This window comes from Flavobacterium foetidum (assembly GCF_004634245.1).
GTDB classification, from domain to species: domain Bacteria; phylum Bacteroidota; class Bacteroidia; order Flavobacteriales; family Flavobacteriaceae; genus Flavobacterium; species Flavobacterium foetidum.
This window is the reverse complement of the sequence record NZ_SJTF01000003.1, coordinates 327,897-346,793: the sequence shown is the minus strand read 5'-3', so window position 1 is coordinate 346,793 and position 18,897 is coordinate 327,897. Positions and strand designations below refer to the sequence as shown.

At 36.1% G+C, this 18,897-nt stretch carries 14 protein-coding genes; 4 read left to right on the top strand and 10 right to left on the bottom strand.

Features of this window, described 5'->3' with window-relative positions; all coding sequences use genetic code 11:
- The first annotated feature begins 122 nt into the window (after positions 1-122).
- The 3 genes from E0W73_RS06200 (at position 123) to E0W73_RS06190 (ending at position 6,902) form a co-directional block, all read left to right on the top strand.
- On the top strand, positions 123-3,092 hold the full coding sequence (locus E0W73_RS06200; RefSeq protein WP_135221217.1) for a SusC/RagA family TonB-linked outer membrane protein: 2,970 nt from the start codon (positions 123-125) through the stop codon (positions 3,090-3,092).
- Positions 3,093-3,107: 15 nt separating this feature from the next.
- Positions 3,108-4,850, top strand: coding sequence for a RagB/SusD family nutrient uptake outer membrane protein (locus tag E0W73_RS06195; protein WP_135221216.1), 1,743 nt, complete (start codon positions 3,108-3,110; stop codon positions 4,848-4,850).
- Between the two features lie 258 nt (positions 4,851-5,108).
- Positions 5,109-6,902: an alkaline phosphatase gene (locus tag E0W73_RS06190; RefSeq protein WP_135221215.1), complete on the top strand. Its 1,794-nt coding sequence runs from the start codon at positions 5,109-5,111 to the stop codon at positions 6,900-6,902.
- Between the two features lie 139 nt (positions 6,903-7,041).
- Here E0W73_RS06190 and E0W73_RS06185 read toward each other — a convergent pair whose 3' ends face one another.
- From E0W73_RS06185 to E0W73_RS06155, 7 genes are read right to left on the bottom strand one after another with little or no spacing between them, the layout of a single operon-like run.
- Complete coding sequence (locus E0W73_RS06185) at positions 7,042-7,539, bottom strand: 4'-phosphopantetheinyl transferase family protein (RefSeq protein WP_135221214.1); 498 nt, start codon at positions 7,537-7,539, stop codon at positions 7,042-7,044.
- Positions 7,536-7,790, bottom strand: coding sequence for an acyl carrier protein (locus tag E0W73_RS06180; protein ID WP_135221213.1), 255 nt, complete (start codon positions 7,788-7,790; stop codon positions 7,536-7,538). Before E0W73_RS06180 ends, E0W73_RS06185 begins: the two co-directional genes overlap by 4 nt.
- Before the next feature lie 4 nt (positions 7,791-7,794).
- Positions 7,795-9,069, bottom strand: a complete 1,275-nt coding sequence (locus E0W73_RS06175; RefSeq protein WP_135221212.1) for a beta-ketoacyl-[acyl-carrier-protein] synthase family protein — start codon at positions 9,067-9,069, stop codon at positions 7,795-7,797.
- Complete coding sequence (locus E0W73_RS06170; RefSeq protein ID WP_135221211.1) at positions 9,066-9,503, bottom strand: 3-hydroxyacyl-ACP dehydratase FabZ family protein; 438 nt, start codon at positions 9,501-9,503, stop codon at positions 9,066-9,068. The genes E0W73_RS06175 and E0W73_RS06170 overlap by 4 nt, the downstream gene beginning before the upstream one ends.
- Positions 9,504-9,521: 18 nt before the next feature.
- Positions 9,522-10,574, bottom strand: a complete 1,053-nt coding sequence (locus E0W73_RS06165; protein WP_135221210.1) for a type III polyketide synthase — start codon at positions 10,572-10,574, stop codon at positions 9,522-9,524.
- Positions 10,571-11,242 carry a methyltransferase domain-containing protein gene (locus E0W73_RS06160; RefSeq protein ID WP_135221209.1) on the bottom strand — a complete coding sequence of 224 codons (672 nt, stop codon included), beginning with the start codon at positions 11,240-11,242 and terminating at the stop codon, positions 10,571-10,573. Before E0W73_RS06160 ends, E0W73_RS06165 begins: the two co-directional genes overlap by 4 nt.
- A gap of 32 nt (positions 11,243-11,274) precedes the next feature.
- A complete protein-coding gene (locus E0W73_RS06155) occupies positions 11,275-12,405 on the bottom strand; it encodes an NAD(P)/FAD-dependent oxidoreductase (protein ID WP_135221208.1) in 1,131 nt (376 codons plus the stop codon).
- Positions 12,406-12,705: 300 nt separating this feature from the next.
- Between E0W73_RS06155 and E0W73_RS06150 the strand changes: the two genes are divergently transcribed.
- Complete coding sequence (locus tag E0W73_RS06150) at positions 12,706-13,239, top strand: YceI family protein (RefSeq protein ID WP_162847669.1); 534 nt, start codon at positions 12,706-12,708, stop codon at positions 13,237-13,239.
- Between the two features lie 69 nt (positions 13,240-13,308).
- On the opposite strand, the gene E0W73_RS06145 is transcribed toward E0W73_RS06150, so the two are convergent.
- From E0W73_RS06145 to E0W73_RS06135, 3 genes are all read right to left on the bottom strand, one after another.
- Positions 13,309-13,572 (bottom strand): hypothetical protein, encoded by a 264-nt coding sequence (locus tag E0W73_RS06145; RefSeq protein ID WP_135221206.1) that lies wholly within the window; start codon positions 13,570-13,572, stop codon positions 13,309-13,311.
- A 161-nt stretch (positions 13,573-13,733) separates the two neighbouring features.
- Positions 13,734-15,554, bottom strand: a complete 1,821-nt coding sequence (locus E0W73_RS06140) for a M1 family metallopeptidase (RefSeq protein WP_135221205.1) — start codon at positions 15,552-15,554, stop codon at positions 13,734-13,736.
- Between the two features lie 174 nt (positions 15,555-15,728).
- Positions 15,729-18,443: a S8 family serine peptidase gene (locus E0W73_RS06135; RefSeq protein WP_135221204.1), complete on the bottom strand. Its 2,715-nt coding sequence runs from the start codon at positions 18,441-18,443 to the stop codon at positions 15,729-15,731.
- Positions 18,444-18,897 lie beyond the last annotated feature (454 nt).

Genomic DNA, 18,897 nt, shown 5'->3' with positions numbered 1-18,897 from the left:
TTCCTCTTTTTTGCTGTTAATCCTGCCCTAAATTGAATTAAAAATCCTCTTTTGGAAAACAAAAATCCTCCCTTTGGCGAAACCGTTAAAATACTTTTGGCAAAACAAAAAAACTATTTTAAATGAAAAAAATTTATGCATTATTACTTCTTGCCTTCGGATGTATGTCATACTCCTATGCGCAGGTAAATGTATCAGGAGTTGTGGTTTCTGATGTAGAAAAAGTGCCGGTTCCTGGCGTCTCAGTTCATATTAAGGGAGAACCTAAAGGAGCTGTTACAACAGATTTTGACGGGAATTTCGTAATTAAGGCACAACAAAAAGAAGGTATTTTGGTTTTTTCTTATGTTGGATTTCAAACAAAAGAAGTTTCTTTCTCAGGCACTCAAAAACTGAATGTCTCTTTGGCAGAAGAAGTTAGTACTTTAAACGAAGTAGTAGTGGTAGGTTACGGTTCTCAAAAGAGATCGGATGTAACGGGAGCTATTGGTTCTGTAAAAAGCGAGAATTTTAACAAAGGAGTTGTGGCCAATGCCGGACAATTGATTCAAGGTAAAGTTGCCGGAGTCAATGTTATGGCGGCGAGCGGTGAGCCAGGAGCTAGTCAGGATATTATTATTCGTGGAGTTGGAAGTTTGCGTTCTGGAACAACACCTCTTTACGTAGTAGACGGATTTGTTCTGGACAATTCAAGCAATGGTGTTGCTACAAACCCTTTAAACTTTATCAACCCACAAGATATCGAGAGCATTGATGTTCTTAAAGATGCATCGGCAGCGGCTATTTATGGTTCTAGAGCTGCGAATGGAGTAGTGGTAATTACAACTAAAAAAGGTTCAAAAGGTCAGGCGAAAGTCAACCTTTCTATGACAACTGGTTTTTCTTCTTTAGCCAATAAAGTAGATGTTTTTGGCGCAGATGAATTTAGAAGACAAGTTGCTGCGGTAAACGGAACTTTACAAGATGGAGGAGCAAATACAGACTGGCAGGATGAATTAACAAGAACTGGAGTTTCTCAAAACGTTAATCTATCGATGAGCGGTGGCACTGAAAAATCAACTTACGCAGCTTCTGTAGGTATGGATGATCAAGAAGGTATTTTTCAAAATAGTGATTTAAAACGTTATTCAGGACGTTTGAATTTAAACCAAAAGGGGCTAAATGATAAATTTAATGTTGCTTTTAACTTGACAGCAACTAAACTTGAAAATTCGAGACCAGATGCAAGAAACGTTGTTGGAAGCATGCTGACCATGAATCCTACGGATGCAGTATATGTTAACGGACAGCCAAATGTTAACTTAAGCAACGATGCTGTAAATCCTTTAATCAGTCAGAGAATTTATTCTGATGAAACAAACAACAATCGTATTCTTGCCAATATTAGTCCGTCGTATGAGTTTATAAAAGGATTAACGTATAAATTTAACCTTGGAGTTGATTATTCTATGTCTGAAAGAGACATTCAAGTTTTGCCATATACTTCGGCTACTAATACAACTGAAAGTACTTTAAACAACATTGTTACGAATAATAATAACGTTTTGTACGAAAACACTTTGACGTATAATTTCAATGTTAAAAACCATAATTTCACGGTTTTAGCTGGTCAATCTTACCAGAAAATACAAGTAAGTCAGAAGAATTATGATTTTAAAGGATTTCCGGATAATGGTGTAGAGCCTAAAAATCAAATTGGAGCAGCAGCTGAGCTTAGAAGAAAATCTTCATCGTCGATAGAAAATGAGCTTCAGTCTTTCTTTGGTAGATTAAACTACGGATATGACAACAAATATTTATTGACTGCAACGATGCGTGCAGATGGTTCTTCTAAATTTGGTAAAAACAACAGATACGGATATTTTCCATCTGTAGCATTAGGTTGGAATATTACAAAAGAAGATTTCTTAAAAGAATCTGAAACGCTGAACAACCTGAAACTAAGAGCGAGCTGGGGTCAGACTGGTGTTCAAGAGATTCCTTCAAAAATTACCAAAACAAGTTATACAGAAAGCAACAGTGGCTATGATACGTATCCGTTAGATCCAAGCGATACAGATTTAGCTAGTTATCCTTATGGTTCAATCTATACTCGTTTGGCAAATCCAAATCTGCAATGGGAAGTTTCAACACAAACAAACGTTGGTTTAGATTTTAGTTTATTCAATAACAGATTATCAGGTACAGTAGATTATTTTAACAAAGTTTCAGATAATATTTTGTTAGAGGTTGCTCCTGTAGATCCTATCCAGCCTGCATCAAAGTACTGGACAAACATTCCTAATATGGAAATCCAAAACAACGGTATCGAAGTTGCTTTAGATTACAGCAGTGATAAAAGTAAAGAATTCTCGTACAGCATTGGAGGAAATATATCTTTTACAAACAATAAAGTAGTAAACTCTCCTTATAAAATATTGACTACCGGAGCGGCGCAAGGTGGCGGTCAGACTGGAGCAACTATCAACGGAGTTTTAAACGGACACCCAATTGGTTCTTTCTATATGCTTGATTTTACAGGAATTGGTCCTGACGGTCAGAATCAGTTTGCAGATACCAACGGAGATGGTTCTATCCTTGACAACGATCGTATTGTTGCAGGAAGTGCATTGCCAGATTATATCTATGCTTTTTACTTGAATTTGAAATACAAGAATTTTGATTTTGTTGCTAATTTTAATGGTGCAGCTGGAAATAAAATCTACAACCACGTTGCGATGACATCATTCAATAGAGGAAATTTAGCAAACTCTTTTAATACGACAGACAGAGCTTCACAATATTTAAACGAAGCGTCTACAAACTCTAATACAGTTTCTACAAGATACTTAGAAGATGGAAGTTTCTTAAGATTGAATAATGCGAGTTTAGGATATAATTTAAGTCCAAAATTAGTTGGACTTGGCGATGTGATGGACAACATTCGTCTTTCTGTAACAGGTCAGAACTTATTTGTAATCACAAAATACAGCGGTTACGATCCTGAAATCAATACTGGAACTTCTGTGGGCGAAATTCAGTCTTTTGGTATTGATTATTTCAGTTACCCACGAAGCAGAACAATTGTATTTGGCTTAAACGTAGCATTCTAATCAAAAAAAGAAAACATGAAAAATAAAATAATTATAGCAGCTCTTGCATTAGGTGTATTATTTACCTGGAGCTGTACAGATTTAGAAGAAAAAGTGCTTGACGAATCCTTAAACGGAGCCGGACAAGCAGAGGCAATCAGCGGTGCGATAGCTCCCGCTTATGGACAATTAAAAGCGACATGGTACCATACCAATAATTTTGGTTTGCAGTTAATTGCCAGTGATGAGGGTATTTTGCCTTATAGAGGAGGAACAGACTGGTACGATGGAGGTAAATATTTAGCAGTACATGCGCATACCACAACACCTACAAATGACTTGGTTACTAGTACGTGGAATGCCCTTACTAAAAACATTTCGAGAACATTATCTGCTATTGAAGTACTGACTCCTCTGGCAGAAGGCGGCAATGCAGAAGCACAAGGAGCGCTTTACGAAATGAAGGCTTTAAGAGCTTATTTGAATATGATGACATTAGACAGCTGGGGATTGGTGTTCAAAAAAGAATCATCGGCGTCTACTTCAGAAATTTTAAGAGGACAAGATGCTGTGAGTTATATTGAAAATGAATTACTTTCTGTTGCAGATGTAATCAATACAGATAAAGGTCCAGGAAGAATGACTCAAGCTGCGGTTTGGGGACTTCTGGCGAGATTAAATCTAAATGCTGCCGTATATCGTGATCCTTATGGAACTCCATCATTTACTCCTGCAGACATGGATAAGGTTATTAAATATACAGATAATATTATCAATTCTGGTAAATTCAGTTTTTCTCCTGAGTATTTTGACTTATTTGATGACAGCAATGACAAAAACAAAGAAGTTATCTTTTCAATAGATCAGCGTGGAGTTTTGGCTGATGAGCACAACCGTTGGGCCTATTGGTCAATTCCGGGATCTATGTTCCCAAGACCTGAGTCTATCAATGCAGATGGTACAGACGGTCCTGCTATTACTTCAGATTTTTATCGTACATGGGTAAATGCTTATGGTTCTGTTGATCCAGCCGATGCTGATTCAAGATTTTATAAAGACAATGCTAAAGTGCCAGCTCATTTGAAAGATCTTACAGGGCTTTCTCCACTAAATGATGAAAACCACTACTACTGCGTTAAAGCGGAAGATTTTGAAATCGACAGAGGAATTATGAGAGGTATTCCGTGGGCTGCCAGAAAAGATAATAACGGAGCGTTCTATAAATGCGATGGCGGATACAGAATTTATCCCGTAAAACAAATCAAAGGAAATGGTCCTGATAAAAACGTTGGTTATGTAAACCTTACAGAAAAAGTTGATTTTACTAAAGAAGGAAGTATGCACTATTCTGGATTTAGAGTATCGAAATATCAATTTAGCCACACTTCTCCTGACGGAAATACATATAGCAGTGTTGACATGGTTATGCTTAGATATGCTGAGATTTTTATGATGCGTGCTGAAGCTAAATTAAGAAAAGGCGATAACGCTGGGGCATTAGCCGATATGAACGCAGTTAGAACTTCAAGAACAGCTCGTGCTCCAATTCCTGCTGCGCTTCCTGCAATCAATTTAGATATTTTGTACAGAGAATATGGTTTCGAATTTTACTGGGAAGGTTTAAGAAGAAATACTCAAATCCGTTTCAGTCATTTTGAAGATAAATGGACTGAAAAATCAGATGCAGATGTAAACAAGAGATTGTTCCCGATTCCACAGGTAGCAATTGATGGTGCATCTAACACTCCAGGTTATTTAGTACAGAATAAAGGATATTAAGTTTTAGTTTATTTTTTTACGTTTGAATTGAAGACTGCCGTTTTATAGTGCTCTATTGTAAAGTAGGCAGTCTTTTTTGTGTTAGTTGTTAAAACAGGGTAGTTTTTGAACCTTTAAGAAAACACCCTGTTTTTTTTAATCCTAATTTTATTTTTAACTTTTTTTCGGCTGATTAGTTTCAGTTGACAGACCTTTTTTGCCCCCAACCCATCTACTACCTTTTATTTTGTTCTTTCAAAATCCATCAATTTATTCCAAATGAAAATATCATTTTTATTCCTCTGGCTGTCCGTGTTTTTCTGGGGAGCAGAGAATCAGCTATATTCTCAAAATTTAGTTACAGTACATTCTCATAACGATTACAATCAGGCGGTTCCTTTTTGGAATGCTTATGCAAACGGCGCTTCGTCTATAGAAGCCGATATTTTTTTGAAAGATAATATGTTATATGTCTCTCATGATGAAAAAGGAATTTCTGCTGCAAGAACTTTAGAAGATTTGTATTTAAAACCGTTAGAAACGGCTCTAAAAATGGATTATAAAAAAGAGCACAAATTAGTTTTACTGATTGACATTAAAACAGAAGCAAAAGCTACTTTAGATAAGCTTATTTCTGTTCTAAAAAAATATGAAACCATCACAAGAAATAAGGATATTAAAATCGTTGTATCCGGAAACAGGCCAGATGCAGAAACGTATAAAAAATACCCCGATTTTATCTGGTTTGATTATCAGGAAATAGACCAAACGATTTCAAAAGAAAACTGGGAAAAAGTGGCCATGATCAGTGTAGATTATAAAAAATATTCGGTTTGGAATGGTTTAGGACGATTAACACATGACGATTACAATAAAGTAAAATCAGTAATTGCTAAAGCAAAAGCAAACAACAAACCATTTCGTTTTTGGGGTTGTCCAGATACTAAATCGGCTTGGAAAGCCTTTTTAGAATTAGGAGTTGATATCATTAATACCGATTCGCCTTATAATTGTGTTCAATATCTGCATTCTTTCCCAAAAAGACTGGTTATGGCAAGCAATTCTTCAAAAGTGTATGCGCCAACCTATAAAACAGATCAGAAAAACGTTCCTGTAAAAAATGTAATTCTTCTAATCGGAGACGGAAATGGTTTGTCGCAGATTTCGTCGGCTGTTTTGGCTAATAACGGCGCTTTATCTGTTACGCAGCTGAAAAGCATCGGTTTCATCAAAACACAATCGGCAGATGATTTCACCACCGATTCCGCAGCAGCGGGAACGGCATTGGCAACAGGTCAAAAAACAAATAACAGAGCAATCGGGACAGATAGTCTGCAAAAACCGATTCCGAATATTTTGGAAGTTTTGCAAAAAAGAAATTTCTCAACCGGAATTATTACGACAGATGAAATTACCGGAGCAACTCCAGCGGCTTTTTATGCCCACACCGAAGAAAGGTCGAATACACAAATTATAGCTCAAGATTTAGTAAAAAGTAAATTGAATTTGTTTGTTGGAGGCGGTGCTTCTACTTTTAAAAATACTACACTGGCTTCTAAATTCAAATTATTGAATTCGGTTCAGGAAATGCAGGCCGAGAAAAATGATGCCGTTGGTGTTTTCATTTCACAGCACAGGGTTCCATCTGTTTTAGAAGGAAGAGGAGTAGTATTGGCTGATGCCGTAAAATACAGTTTGGAATTTTTAAACAAAAAGAATAAACCTTTCTTTTTAATGGTCGAAGGCGCACAAATCGACAGTTTCGGCCACGTTAATAATGCTGCCGGAATCGTATCAGAAACTATTGATTTTGATACAGCCATTACTCAGGCTCTGGCTTTCGCCGATAAAAACGAAGGAACTTTGGTTATCGTAACTGCTGATCATGAAACTTCGGGATTTGCCATTCCGCAAGGAAATGTAAAAAAACGAATAATCGAAGGCGATTTTATAACCAACGATCATACAGCGACCATGGTGCCTATTTTTTCTTATGGCCCGCATTCGCAAGATTTTCAAGGTGTTTATGAAAATAATGAAGTGTTCACTAAAATACTTTCATTACTTCAATAAAATTGAGGAAGACCCGAAACCAAAATGTAGATTATCGATTTCCTTCAATATGCAAAATCATTAAGAACAGTCGGAAATTACTCCAACATTGGTGAAAGTTATAGGTTGTAAAACGAATTCTTCTCGAAAGGCTCAACCTTCAAATCAAGGTCACGCATATTTCAAAACGTCCATGATGACTTACAGAAGCATCATGGACTATTTTTTTTGAGCAAACAAAAAAAGGAATATTATCCCTGTCTTTTTGAATCGACTTTCTTTTGACTTCTTTGACTTTGCTTAAATTCTCTAGCAAGCTTACAGCGATCGTATGAATCTGGTTCTTAAAAATCGTTGTTTTTGTATAATAGGTATTCTCATGGCAAGAAACAATACCTTTTATGCAAGAGACGCCTTCTTCCTCCAATCTGCATTGCAGTTTTGTGGGAATGTACTCTCTTATTTTAGTTCTACGATTATAGACCTTATATGCAGCCTCTTTCATGCTCCAAAGCACCCAAATCATAATTTCTGAGTCTTGCGCATTTGCAATAATCGACTGTTCCTCGTCGGTAAAAAGCTTTTCTACAAAGCCTTTGCGTCGCCAATTGCTTTCAAGCCGCGAATGCTGCAGGTCTATGACGTCATTTCCGATCACTCTTGCGAAAGTTTTGTTTCAATGATTTCCACAGCTGCTTTAACGCTCAGCATGCGCTCCATATCTGTGTTGTCAATCACGATATTAAAATTTTCTTCAATATCCAGTACAATGTCAACCAAGTTTGCCGAATTTATGCGTAAATCATTAATGAAGTCAGTGTCTTCTGTGAGATTTTCATACGCCTCAGTATCGGCTGCATACGGTTTTATAATTTCTCTAAGTCGGTCTATCAGTTCTTCTCTATTCATACGATTATTTTACAAAATTTCTTAAAATTATACAGGCATTCACATCTCCAAAACCAAAACTTGCCTTGGCAATAATTTCGGGCTGGAGATCAATGGTTTTTAAAGGCACTTTCACAGGGTCAATCAATGCGGTAATTTCGGGATGAAGATCTTCGCAGTTTGTATTTCCAAATATAAAACCTTCATGAAGTTGCAGTACCGAAGCAACGCTTTCAATGCTTCCGGCTGCACTCAAACAGTGTCCTGTCATGCTTTTTATAGAATTGATATACGGAAAATCAGCTCCTTTTCGATTCAATGCCTTGATCCAGTTTTCGATTTCGAGACTGTCCTTTGTAGTTGCTGTTAAATGTCCGTTTATGGCGTTAATGTCCGCTGAGGCGATACCTGAGTTACGAATCGCATCTGTAATGCATCGCTGTACAGCAGTACTGTTAGGTGCGGTCATGCTCCCGCTGCCGCGCTGTCCGCCCGAGTTTACGCTGCCTCCTAATATTTCGGCATATATGGTTGCTTTACGTTGTAGAGCAGTTTCTAAGTCCTCGATAACCAGCGCTCCGGCACCGCTTCCGGGAACAAATCCAGATGCCGATGCACTCATCGGGCGGGAACCTTGCTGGGGATCATTATTATATTTGGAACTGCATACCCGCAAGGCATCAAATCCTGCCCAGATATAAGGTCCGCTGTCGCTTGTACTTCCTGCAAGTATGCGTTTTGCTTGCCCAGATTGTATGCGGTCATAAGCCAGAATGATAGCTTCAGTTCCTGTTGCACAGGCAGAAGAGTTGGTCGTAACCTGATTTCCAAGCCCCAGTTTGCCTCCTAAAAAAGCGCTTACACCGCTGTTCATCGTTTGGGCTACCACGCTGCTTCCTAATCTTCGAACCTGGAGTTCGTCTATCTTATAAATGCTTTCGCGGAATTTGTCTATGCCCGATGTTCCCGAACCGAAAATCGTACCGCTGTCCCAATCGGGTTCTTCTTTGTTTTCTATTGGGAGTCCTGCATTTTTCCAAGCTTCCATTCCGGCAATAACACCATACAAAATTCCTGTACTGTTAAAGCCTCGGAGTTCGAGTTCTGTAAAATAGTGCGATTTGAGTTCTTCAGATATCGGTGGAGTGCCCGCAATCTGGCAGGAGAACTGCAATTTTTCCAGTTCGGAATCATGCTGAATTCCAGAAAGCCCATTTTTTATGGCATGACTGAATTCTGCAATTCCGACACCATTAGGAGCAGCCACGCCTAGTCCTGTTATCACAACCCTTTTGCTCATAATTTATTGGTAATCATTCCAGATAAAATGCCTTTGCAGACCTCTTGCCCAGTTTCGTTTTGCATTACAACCTCACATTTTAGTTTTCCAAATCTAAAATATGATTTTTGAGAAGTTACGGTAACTTTTTCGTTCGGATAGACTGGTTTTAAGAATTGCATGTCGGCAGATGTAAAAGCAACAACAGTATTTTTGTTAAAAGCATCGCCCAATAAATAAATCCCTAAGCATACCATACCGATTTGTGCCATGCATTCGGTTAAAATGACTCCTGGAGTTACTGGATTATCTTTAAAATGACCTTTGTAAAAATCTAATTCTGCATCGAATGTATAAGTTCCTACAGCGCTATTTTCATCAACATGAAGCAGTTCTTCTACAAATAAAAAAGGTTTGCTGTAGGGCAACTGTGCCAGTATATTGGTTAATTCCATTTTTAATAAAGTTTTAGATTACCATTGCAGTAAAACTCTTTGTGCAGAAAAACCAGGGCCAAAACTAAGCATTAGTCCTTTTTCTCCCGGTTTTGGTTTTCTGTCCATAATTTGCTCCAAAACATATAAAACTGTTGCGCTAGACATATTGCCATAGTGTTTAAGAACTTCTTTGGTATCGTTAATATTTTTTCCAAGTCCAGAGAAGAGAGCTTCAACAGTATTGATTATTTTTTTGCCTCCCGGATGAAAAATCATATGATCTACATCGTCTACCGTCAAATTGTTTTTTTGCAAAAAGGGATGAATAATAGCTCCGAAATGGGAGGCGATAGTATCTGGTACTTCAATATCTAGCACCATTTGCAGTCCTGTATTGGTCAATTTGAATCCCATCATGTGTTCGGCATCATAAAAATGATACATTTCCTCGTTTAGAATTTCCGGTCCATAATCATCTTGATGTGAAGACAGCAGGCAACAGGCGGCGCCATCCCCAAAAATAGCGGCGCTGACAATATTGGGCATTGAAAAATCATTGAGCTGAAAAGTTGCAGTCGGCGATTCTACCGCAATTACTGCGGCACGTTTTCCCGGATTGGCTTTCAGAAAATTTTTGGCATAAATAATTCCCGATATTCCGGCCGCACATCCCATTTCTGTTACCGGTAACCGCACAATATCCTGCCTGAGCTTCATTTTATTGATTAGGTACGCATCCAAAGAAGGTATCATAATCCCAGTACAGCTAACAGTAATGATATAATCCAGAGTCTCTGGAGCCCAGCCAGATTTTTTAAGTGCTTTTTCTAAAACCTGCTCACCGAGAATAATAGATTCTCGGCAGTAAATATCATTTTTTTCTTCAAAAGACGTAGCCGTAAAGACTTCTTCGGGATCCATAATAGAATAACGTTTGTCTACGGCTGCACCTTCAAAGATTTTTTTGACTTTTTTGACAAATCGCTCTTCTTGCCCTTCCAGCCAGTTGTCTAGCAGCGGGAGTATGTCGGCTGTTTGTCTTGAGTATTTCGGAAGCTGCTTGGCAGCTGTTATAATTTTTACGCTCATTTTTTTGAGATTATCCACTGGTAGCGAAAAGCCCATTTCCAGTTTATGGTATAGTTTTTTAAATTTAGTTTTTTAGAGAATTCCTCCAATTCATTTTTCTTAAAGCCCCTTAGAATAGATACTAATCCGTCTTCGCGCGACATTTTTTTTAGATTAAAAACAACACAGATCAATTCAAAAAGCCTATAAGCTAGTTTGCTGCGATGCAGGTCGTTGATAACGATGCCGGTTTTGGCATTCCTATTAAAGATACTAATAATATTTAATATCTCCTCATTGGTAAAGTGATGCAGGGTTAGGGTGCATAAGGCAATATCATACTCTAATGTTTTAAATGCTTCGCTAAAAATATCCAAGCATTTATATTCAATGTTTGGATATTCTTGTGATAGCTTTCGAGCATAGTTTACCGTAAAAATATTAGCATCTACACCAATAAGTTTTAATTTAAGGTTATTTTTTGCTCCAAATTCTGCAAGCATCCGCAACATATCTCCATTGCCACAACCAATATCTGCCACGGTGATTATTTGTGACGCATCAGTTTGCTTTAACAATTTCTTTAATCCGTTTAGAGTTAAAAGATTGCCGCCTAGCAATTGGTTGATGCGTGCAATTTGGTCCAGCGCCGCCCGTAGTTCTTCTCCCTCAAGAGAAAAATCATCCATTATTTCGGTTTTCTGGGTTCTATATTTCGTGTTCATTCTTTTATCGTTATGGGATTACCATGTGTTTGTTTTATAATCGCCGGCAGTAATCCTGGAAAAGATACCGCCAAAAAAACAAGCAAACTGGTAAGCTTTTTATGAATTAATATTCGGGCTAGTATTCTGCCCATCAATATTCTTCTTCCAAAATGTCTTTTCCATTCTCTAGCGTAGTTTTTTTCTAATGTCTCACGTGATATTTTGCTGTCTGAAAAAAAATCCAATAACTGCTCAGAGACAATTTTTGCACTATGAAAGGCCATTGCCATGCCATTGCCGCATAGCGGATGAATAAGTCCTGCGGTATCGCCAATCATCAGAATGTGGTTTTCTACTGATTGCTTTTTCTCAAAACAAATCTGGCTGATGGATAAATGTTTATCGAAAAGAAGTGTGCTGTTTTGAAAAATTGATTTAAGATGCGGATTTTTATACAGTATGTTTGTTTGATAATCCTCAATATTCTTATACTTCTTAAAAGTTTTGTAGTCGGCTAGATAACAGATGTTTATAATATCGTTTTCAACTTTTGAAACGCCGCAGTAGCCACCGTTAAAATTGTGCAGAGCCACAAGTTCACTATCTAGATTTCCAGAATAATGCGCTTTTACGGCCAGCCATGGAGATTTTTTAACAATGAATTTTCGATTCAAAACTTGATCCAGATTTGAACGTTTTCCAAAAGCACCCAATACTATTTTTGATGTCAGAACCTGTGATGTTGTCGTGACAGTAAATAATTCGTTTTCGAAAGCGATTGCAGTAACCGTATCTTTAATAATTGTACAGTTGTGCGCCAAGGCTTTTTGATACAAAAAATAATCAAGCGAATATCTGCTTACGCCAAATCCTCCCAACGGAAGTTTTGCTTTTGCAATTTTTCCGTCATTGGTGCTGAATTCAAATTGAGATATACTTGCTGGAAAAAGTTCAGATACGTCTGCGTCTAGCCATTTTAGGTAAGGCAGAATTTCATTCGAAACATACTCGCCACAGACTTTATGGCGAGGATAGGCCGATTTTTCGATTAGCGTTACATTCAGTTTTTTTTTGGATAAATGTATTGCTGCAGCCAGTCCGGCAAGTCCTCCGCCGATAATTAATACGTCGCTGTTTTGTTTCATACTACCAATTTAGAAAATATATCCCGAATAATTGCGGAAGATTATTTTTATTACTGATGTTGGACAAGTTTTTACTGATACAACCCAGAAACGACAATAATCTTGTTAGGCAATCAATTATAAAACAAAGAGAAACGGTGTAATTATGATGTTATAGCAGCGATTTTACAGTAGAAATGGTGTGTAAAACAATTGATATTGAATCTGCTAAAAGTTCAATGAAATTAAAGGTTTTGTGGGATAATAATCTAACATCAAATGTTTTATTTTTGTCTATCTCTTGGTATTAATTTGATTAACATGCGAAAATTAAACAGCATTATATTTTTTGGTTTATTTGTACTAATAAGCAGTTTCACCATTCTTGCGAGCAGCTGGAAAATTGATGATAATTTTAGAATACATTTTGCAGGCAATAGTGTTGAAGGGATTTTCGAAAATTTCAGTGGTCAGATTATATTTGATGAAAATGATTTAGCGTCGAGCAAATTTTCTTTAAATATTAAAGTAGAATCCATATCAACAGGAAACTGGTTGAAAAACCGACATGCCAAGAACGATAATTGGTTCGATTCAGAAAAATATCCCAACATAGTTTTTAAGTCATCTAAATTTTCTAAAACAGCTAACGGCTTTAACGTAAAGGGATTTTTGAAAATGCATGGAATCGAGAAAGAAATCGCGATTCCGTTTACATTTGTAAATAACACTTTTAAAGGTAATTTCAGTGTCAATAGAATCGATTATGGAATCGGAACTTTAGAGGGAATGTCTAAAAAAGTCTCAAACGAGATCAAGATAGATTTTGTTGTACCAGTCACAAAAGAAAAGTAATTTTTTTTGATTTTCATGACTATAGATTTTTGGTCAGTCTGCAAAAAAACTCTAGCAAAAAGAAGAAAATCAATTTCTGCAGATTTTATTGATAACGCTTTCGTCTGTAGCTTGGTCAAGAGTGATGAGGTTAATGTCTGAAAGAAAAATCAATATATCCATAACGCGGGTTTGGTAAGCTTTTTCAGCTGAAAAAACTTCGAAAGAAAAGGCAGCTTCGCTTCCCAAGGTATAAAGAAAGAGACACAGTTCCTGAAAAGGGACAGGACGATTTTCGTTTAGGGAAAGATATTTGTATATGGCAGATGGCAGATGGTACGAATTTGCAGTCATGATTGATTCTCTTTTATTCCATATACGGAATCTGTTCTGGATTGGTTTTTAATAAGATGCAATACAATTCTTAGCATTTAGAATCTTTTATCGATACCTCTACTTTTTAATGTTTGTTGTGAGTTTAATAAAGGTGTTTTTCTCAGAGTGATGACTGTCAATTACTTCCATACATTATCCTCAGGATTTATATCAACATCAAAGGAGTCTCCCAGATTTATTTGTGAAATAGTTTTTTGGGTTGGAAAAATAATACTAACATCGCTGTAGTCTTTTTTCCAGCAGTATATCTTTTTAGAAATTGTTTCCTTGCTTCCGTCAGAAAAGGTAATTGTTAAGTGAATTGGCATTAGCAATTTGCCAGGGCTTGAAATCGTAATGTTATAGTCTTTTTTATTTTTTTTGACCTTAGTAATTGCCAAATCGGGAACATTCTTTTCAAAATACCAATTTTTCCAAAACCATTTTAAATCAACTTTGCTGTCATTTTCAAAACTATTAAAAAAATCATATGGTGTCGGATGTTTACCAGCCCAGTTCTTAATGTAATTCTGAATACATTTATCAAACAATTGTTTTCCCAGCAATTCCTGAAGGTAGCGGTGCGCCAATGCCGGTTTTAAATCCTTATTAGAGAAACGTGCTTTGCCGTATAGCTGAGGAGTCGGTGTCATAATCGGCATATCTTCGGCCGTTCCGGCACTCTTGTTTACAGCGCTGATGTCATATTCTAGTGCCACAGACGAATCGATAAGTGGAGAGAGATAGAATTCTGTAAAAGTCGCCCATCCTTCATCCATAAATGAATATTTTGTTTCATTTGTTCCCACATAAAATGGAAATATGCTATGAAAAACTTCGTGTACTGTCAATTCCAGCAGCTCAGTATGATCTTCAAATGGCAGCATATTGACCATCATAGGGTATTCCATAGCATCTAAACCGTCAAAAACTGTCTGATGAGAATATGGAAAGGGAATATTTGGGAAATAATTACTGATCAAATCTACGGTTTTGGCAGTATAACCTACGACTTTACTGTAATTGCTATGCTCCGGATTAAATACTGCGTCTACGCGGGTACGGCGCTTATTAAGAGGATCCACTAAAACACTCGACGCCTGCCACACAAAATGATTGCTTAAGCCAAACGCAAAATCGGTAATATTTGACGCTTCAAATTTCCAGGTATTGAATTTGTTTTTTCTTGTACTATTCTGATTCTTGATATCTGAATCGGTGATAATATCAATTACTTTATCTCCTGTTTCAGCGAGTTTAATTCTATCTAGAATATGAGGTTCGTAAACCGTTTCAGGATTTTTAAGATCACCAGTCGCCCAGACCTGATAATTGCCGGGAACTGTAATCGACACCTTAAAGTTGCCGTAATCATTATAGAATTCTTCCTTGCCTAAATATGGATAGTCATCCCAACCGTCAATATCGTCATATACAGCAACTCTTGGAAAGAAGTAGGCAATAAAGAAACTCTCAGGATCAACTTGCCCTGTTCTTACAAAAGAACCTTTGTTTACGGTATAGTCGTACTCCATCTCAATTGCAGTATTTTTTCCCGGCAAAATGTTTACCCCGGTTAAGTACATATTAGTCCCTCTTATTTTACGCTTAAAGTCTTTAAATTCAAGCCCATCAATAGTAATGAAATCTATGTTGATGCCAGTGCCTAAATCTTCAGAAGCGACAGGCATATTTCGCATTGAATTACTTTTGTAGAAATTAGGAAATAATTTGATCATCAGCAATTTCAAGGTGTCCGGACTATTGTTTTTGTAGGCAATGCGTACTTTTCCGTTAAGCTTTCTTGTCGAAGGGTCGAATTGCACATCTATAGAATAATCTCCGCTATTCTGCCAATAATTTGCTCCTGGTGTTCCTATGGCATTTCGGGTTTTCTTTAGATTAGCTTTTTCTATAGTCTTTAACAACGGAATAGGTTGCGCGTACAGATTTGGCTTCAAAATAAATAGAATTGCAAGGGGAAGTAATTTTATTTTGTTCTGAAATAGGTCGTATAAATTATGCATAATTACGAAAGATAACTAAAGGATATAGTGATTGGCAGTTATTTTGTAAAGGAATAAAAAAAAATCGTCTTCACGATTAAAAATTTTTAATATTGAAGTTGAAATGCATTATAAGATAGCAATTTTTCCTGTTACAGTTTTTCCTAAACTTGTAACTATCTTGTAGATATAGATTCCTGAAGCCGTATTTTTTAAATTGATGCTATTGGTTTTAGAAAGCAAGGGGTAAGTTATAGTATTTTGTCCATCAATGGTATACAAATAGAAAATAGCGTTATCTTCTTTTTGGGTTTCAATATTTAATTCTTCATTTTTTGCTAATAGTGTAGGGTAGACAAAAAATAGATCGTCGCCTAAATAATTGGTTTCTAGAATTAGGGAACTTATTACATTATCGTTTTCTAATATTATGTTTATTTTGTATTTATTACTGCCTTTTGCTGGTGCGGTATCCAAAAAAGAGAAAGTTTTTGAGCTTAGATCATTTATTGTACTAATGACATTTTCAGTATCATTACTAATTTTTACTAATTCGATTCTCTTGATATTGTACAAGCTAAAAAGGCTCGCATCAATCTTTACATTATTTTCCTGAAAAACCTCTGCGGCTGTTAGTTCAAAATAACAATTTGAGTTTTGAGCGTATCTTAACGTAGCTTCACTTTTAATTCCTTCACCATTATCAAATACAGCAGAAACAGTATAAATTGTTTCGTCACTATAAATGTAATTGGTATTGGTTGTTTGCTCTCTAAATTCTAAACGGCCATTGATCAATTGATAGATATTAAATGAAGAAATATTGGCAGGTTTATCCCAATTAATTTCTGTTGTCCCGTCGCAAACCAAGCTGGTATTGATATTTAAATCATAAGAAACAGTGAAGCTGTCAGACATATAATCAACGCCATTTATCGTCATTTTTAATTTTGCCTTCGAAAATTTTTTCTCTGAAGGTGAATAAGTAAATTGCTCATTATCGAGATTTATGCCATCTGCAATAATCTCCCAGCTGCTCCCATCATCATAACTAATAGACAATTGTCCCGAGGCTCCAGAAAACGAGGAACTCCATTTTAGCGGAGAAGGTGTCCTGCCATCATACGGGAAATTATCATTACGTACGGGGTAATTCCACTCAAATTTATTTTCTGTTTCATATTCATAGGCAATAGCGTATTCTTGAGAAACAGTCGAAATATATGCTCCAATAACATTAATAAGGTAAGTTCCAGATAATGGTTTTTCAATAGTCACCTGCTCAATAGTGTTAATCTTATCTTTTCCTCGAATAGCTTGCTTTTCTGGAGAATCTGGATTAAGAATCCATGGTAAAAAGGTATTTTGATCAGCCGTCAGGATTTCGAGGTCTATATCGTTTACCAAACCCACATTACTGTTGATTGCAGCAGGCAAATCGTTCCAAACTAATGTGACTTTTAAGTTTTTTGCATGCTCAGGAACAATAATAGAATGAGATTTGGTTTGTCCGGAAGTTATATTGCCAGTCGCTATTCTATTTTCGCTGATTGTTTTTAAACTTTTGTAGGCATTGATATTGCCATAGCCATAAGTGAAATCGGGGCCAATAGTGCCCAAATCTTTTGCGCTATTAATTAAAATGGCTTTAGTTAATGCATTGTTTAAGTAATTGTTGTTTACTGTTTTGTAATGCTGTTTCATAAGTGTTATGATTCCTGTAGCCAGTGCGGTAGAATTTGAAGTTCCTTGTGTACTAAAGGCTACTAGATCAGGCTTTATTCGTCCGTCGTATGCTGGACCTTTTGAAGAAAAAGGCATTATTACCTCATTTTGGCTAATACAACCCACTACAATACTGTTTTTAGATTGCTTAAAATTGCCCGTCAGAGATTGATACCCTTGAAGACCGTTATTTCCAGATGAAAAACAATGCGTCAGATAAGGATTTTCGGCTAATTGAGCGTCATAACTATTGGCAAGAGAACCGTAAAAATTCTCAACAACTGTACCGTAAGAATGATTTTGTGTGACGGCGCCTTGCAAATCAGTTACGTCATCAGGATAAATCGTAAGATAATCTGAGGACTGTATCTTCGCTTTGCTTGCAACACCTTTGCCTAATACAGAACTATTTCCTAATCCGGAAACAATAGTGGCCATGGCCGTAGCATGTTCTGATACGGTAGAAGACTCAATTGTTGACGGAATGTGCTTGTCTAACAAATCGACATCATTGACATCAAATAAATCATCTTTGATAGAAACGATTTGATCCTCTCCAGTCAAAAGAGGAAAATCAGCGATAGCTTTATTTATACAATTGACGCTGAAATTTTGGTCAATTATTTTAGATTCCATTTTAGGTTCTAATGATTCTTGGGTTATTGATGAGACGCTGCTCAAACCTATAATAGCATCTTTAATTTTTTGAGAATCGCTTTTTAGCAGCACAAGATTGTTGTTGAGTATTTTGATATCCGAAATGGCTATTGATTTGAGATCTCTAATCAACTCATTAATATTGTCAGTAGAAATTATATACTGTTTTTCTCTTTTATGGTTGGAGAAATCCGCAGGCAGTTTCCATAGATTATTCACAGGTTGCACTAATCGAGAAAGCTGATCATGTTTTATATTTTCCTCTCCAACAATACAAAATGTGTTGTCCAGTTTTTTTACAACCCGATATTTTTTTTGATGAGCATTTTCTAAAGAAGTAAAATAGTATTTATCAGATTTTGGATTTTCTTCATTTTTGAGGTATTTGCTCCATTTCTCAGAACTTTGAGAAAGGCAAATTGTAGTGGTCATTAAAAATAGAAAAATTATCTGTTTCTTCATTTAGTGTAAAATTAGGGGCTATTCAAAAAAAGATTCTCTTCTGCAGTTAAGAAAATTATTTGTTTGGATGTTGTTTCTTTTTGGAAATATTTTACTGTGACAATTGAATCAAATTTAGTAAAATATTTGTTAAATAGTGTTGTTTTTCATTTTTGCAAAAAATCACATAAAAAATTACAAATGTGATTTTATTCGATATGGTTTTATTTTAAATTAATACTTATTGTAAGATTATATTTAACTATATTTGCAATCTTCAAAAAATGCTTAAGATTATTTTTTCTTATTTACCTGATTTACATTTGATTAAAATAATTTGTAATTAACTGTAAGAATAAATTTACATAAATACAACAAAAAGTAATATTTTTGTTAAAATTCTTATTATAGGTATTTTAATGTTAAAAAATTTTTAAATTGGGGTATAAATAGTATTAATATTTTGTAAAGATTT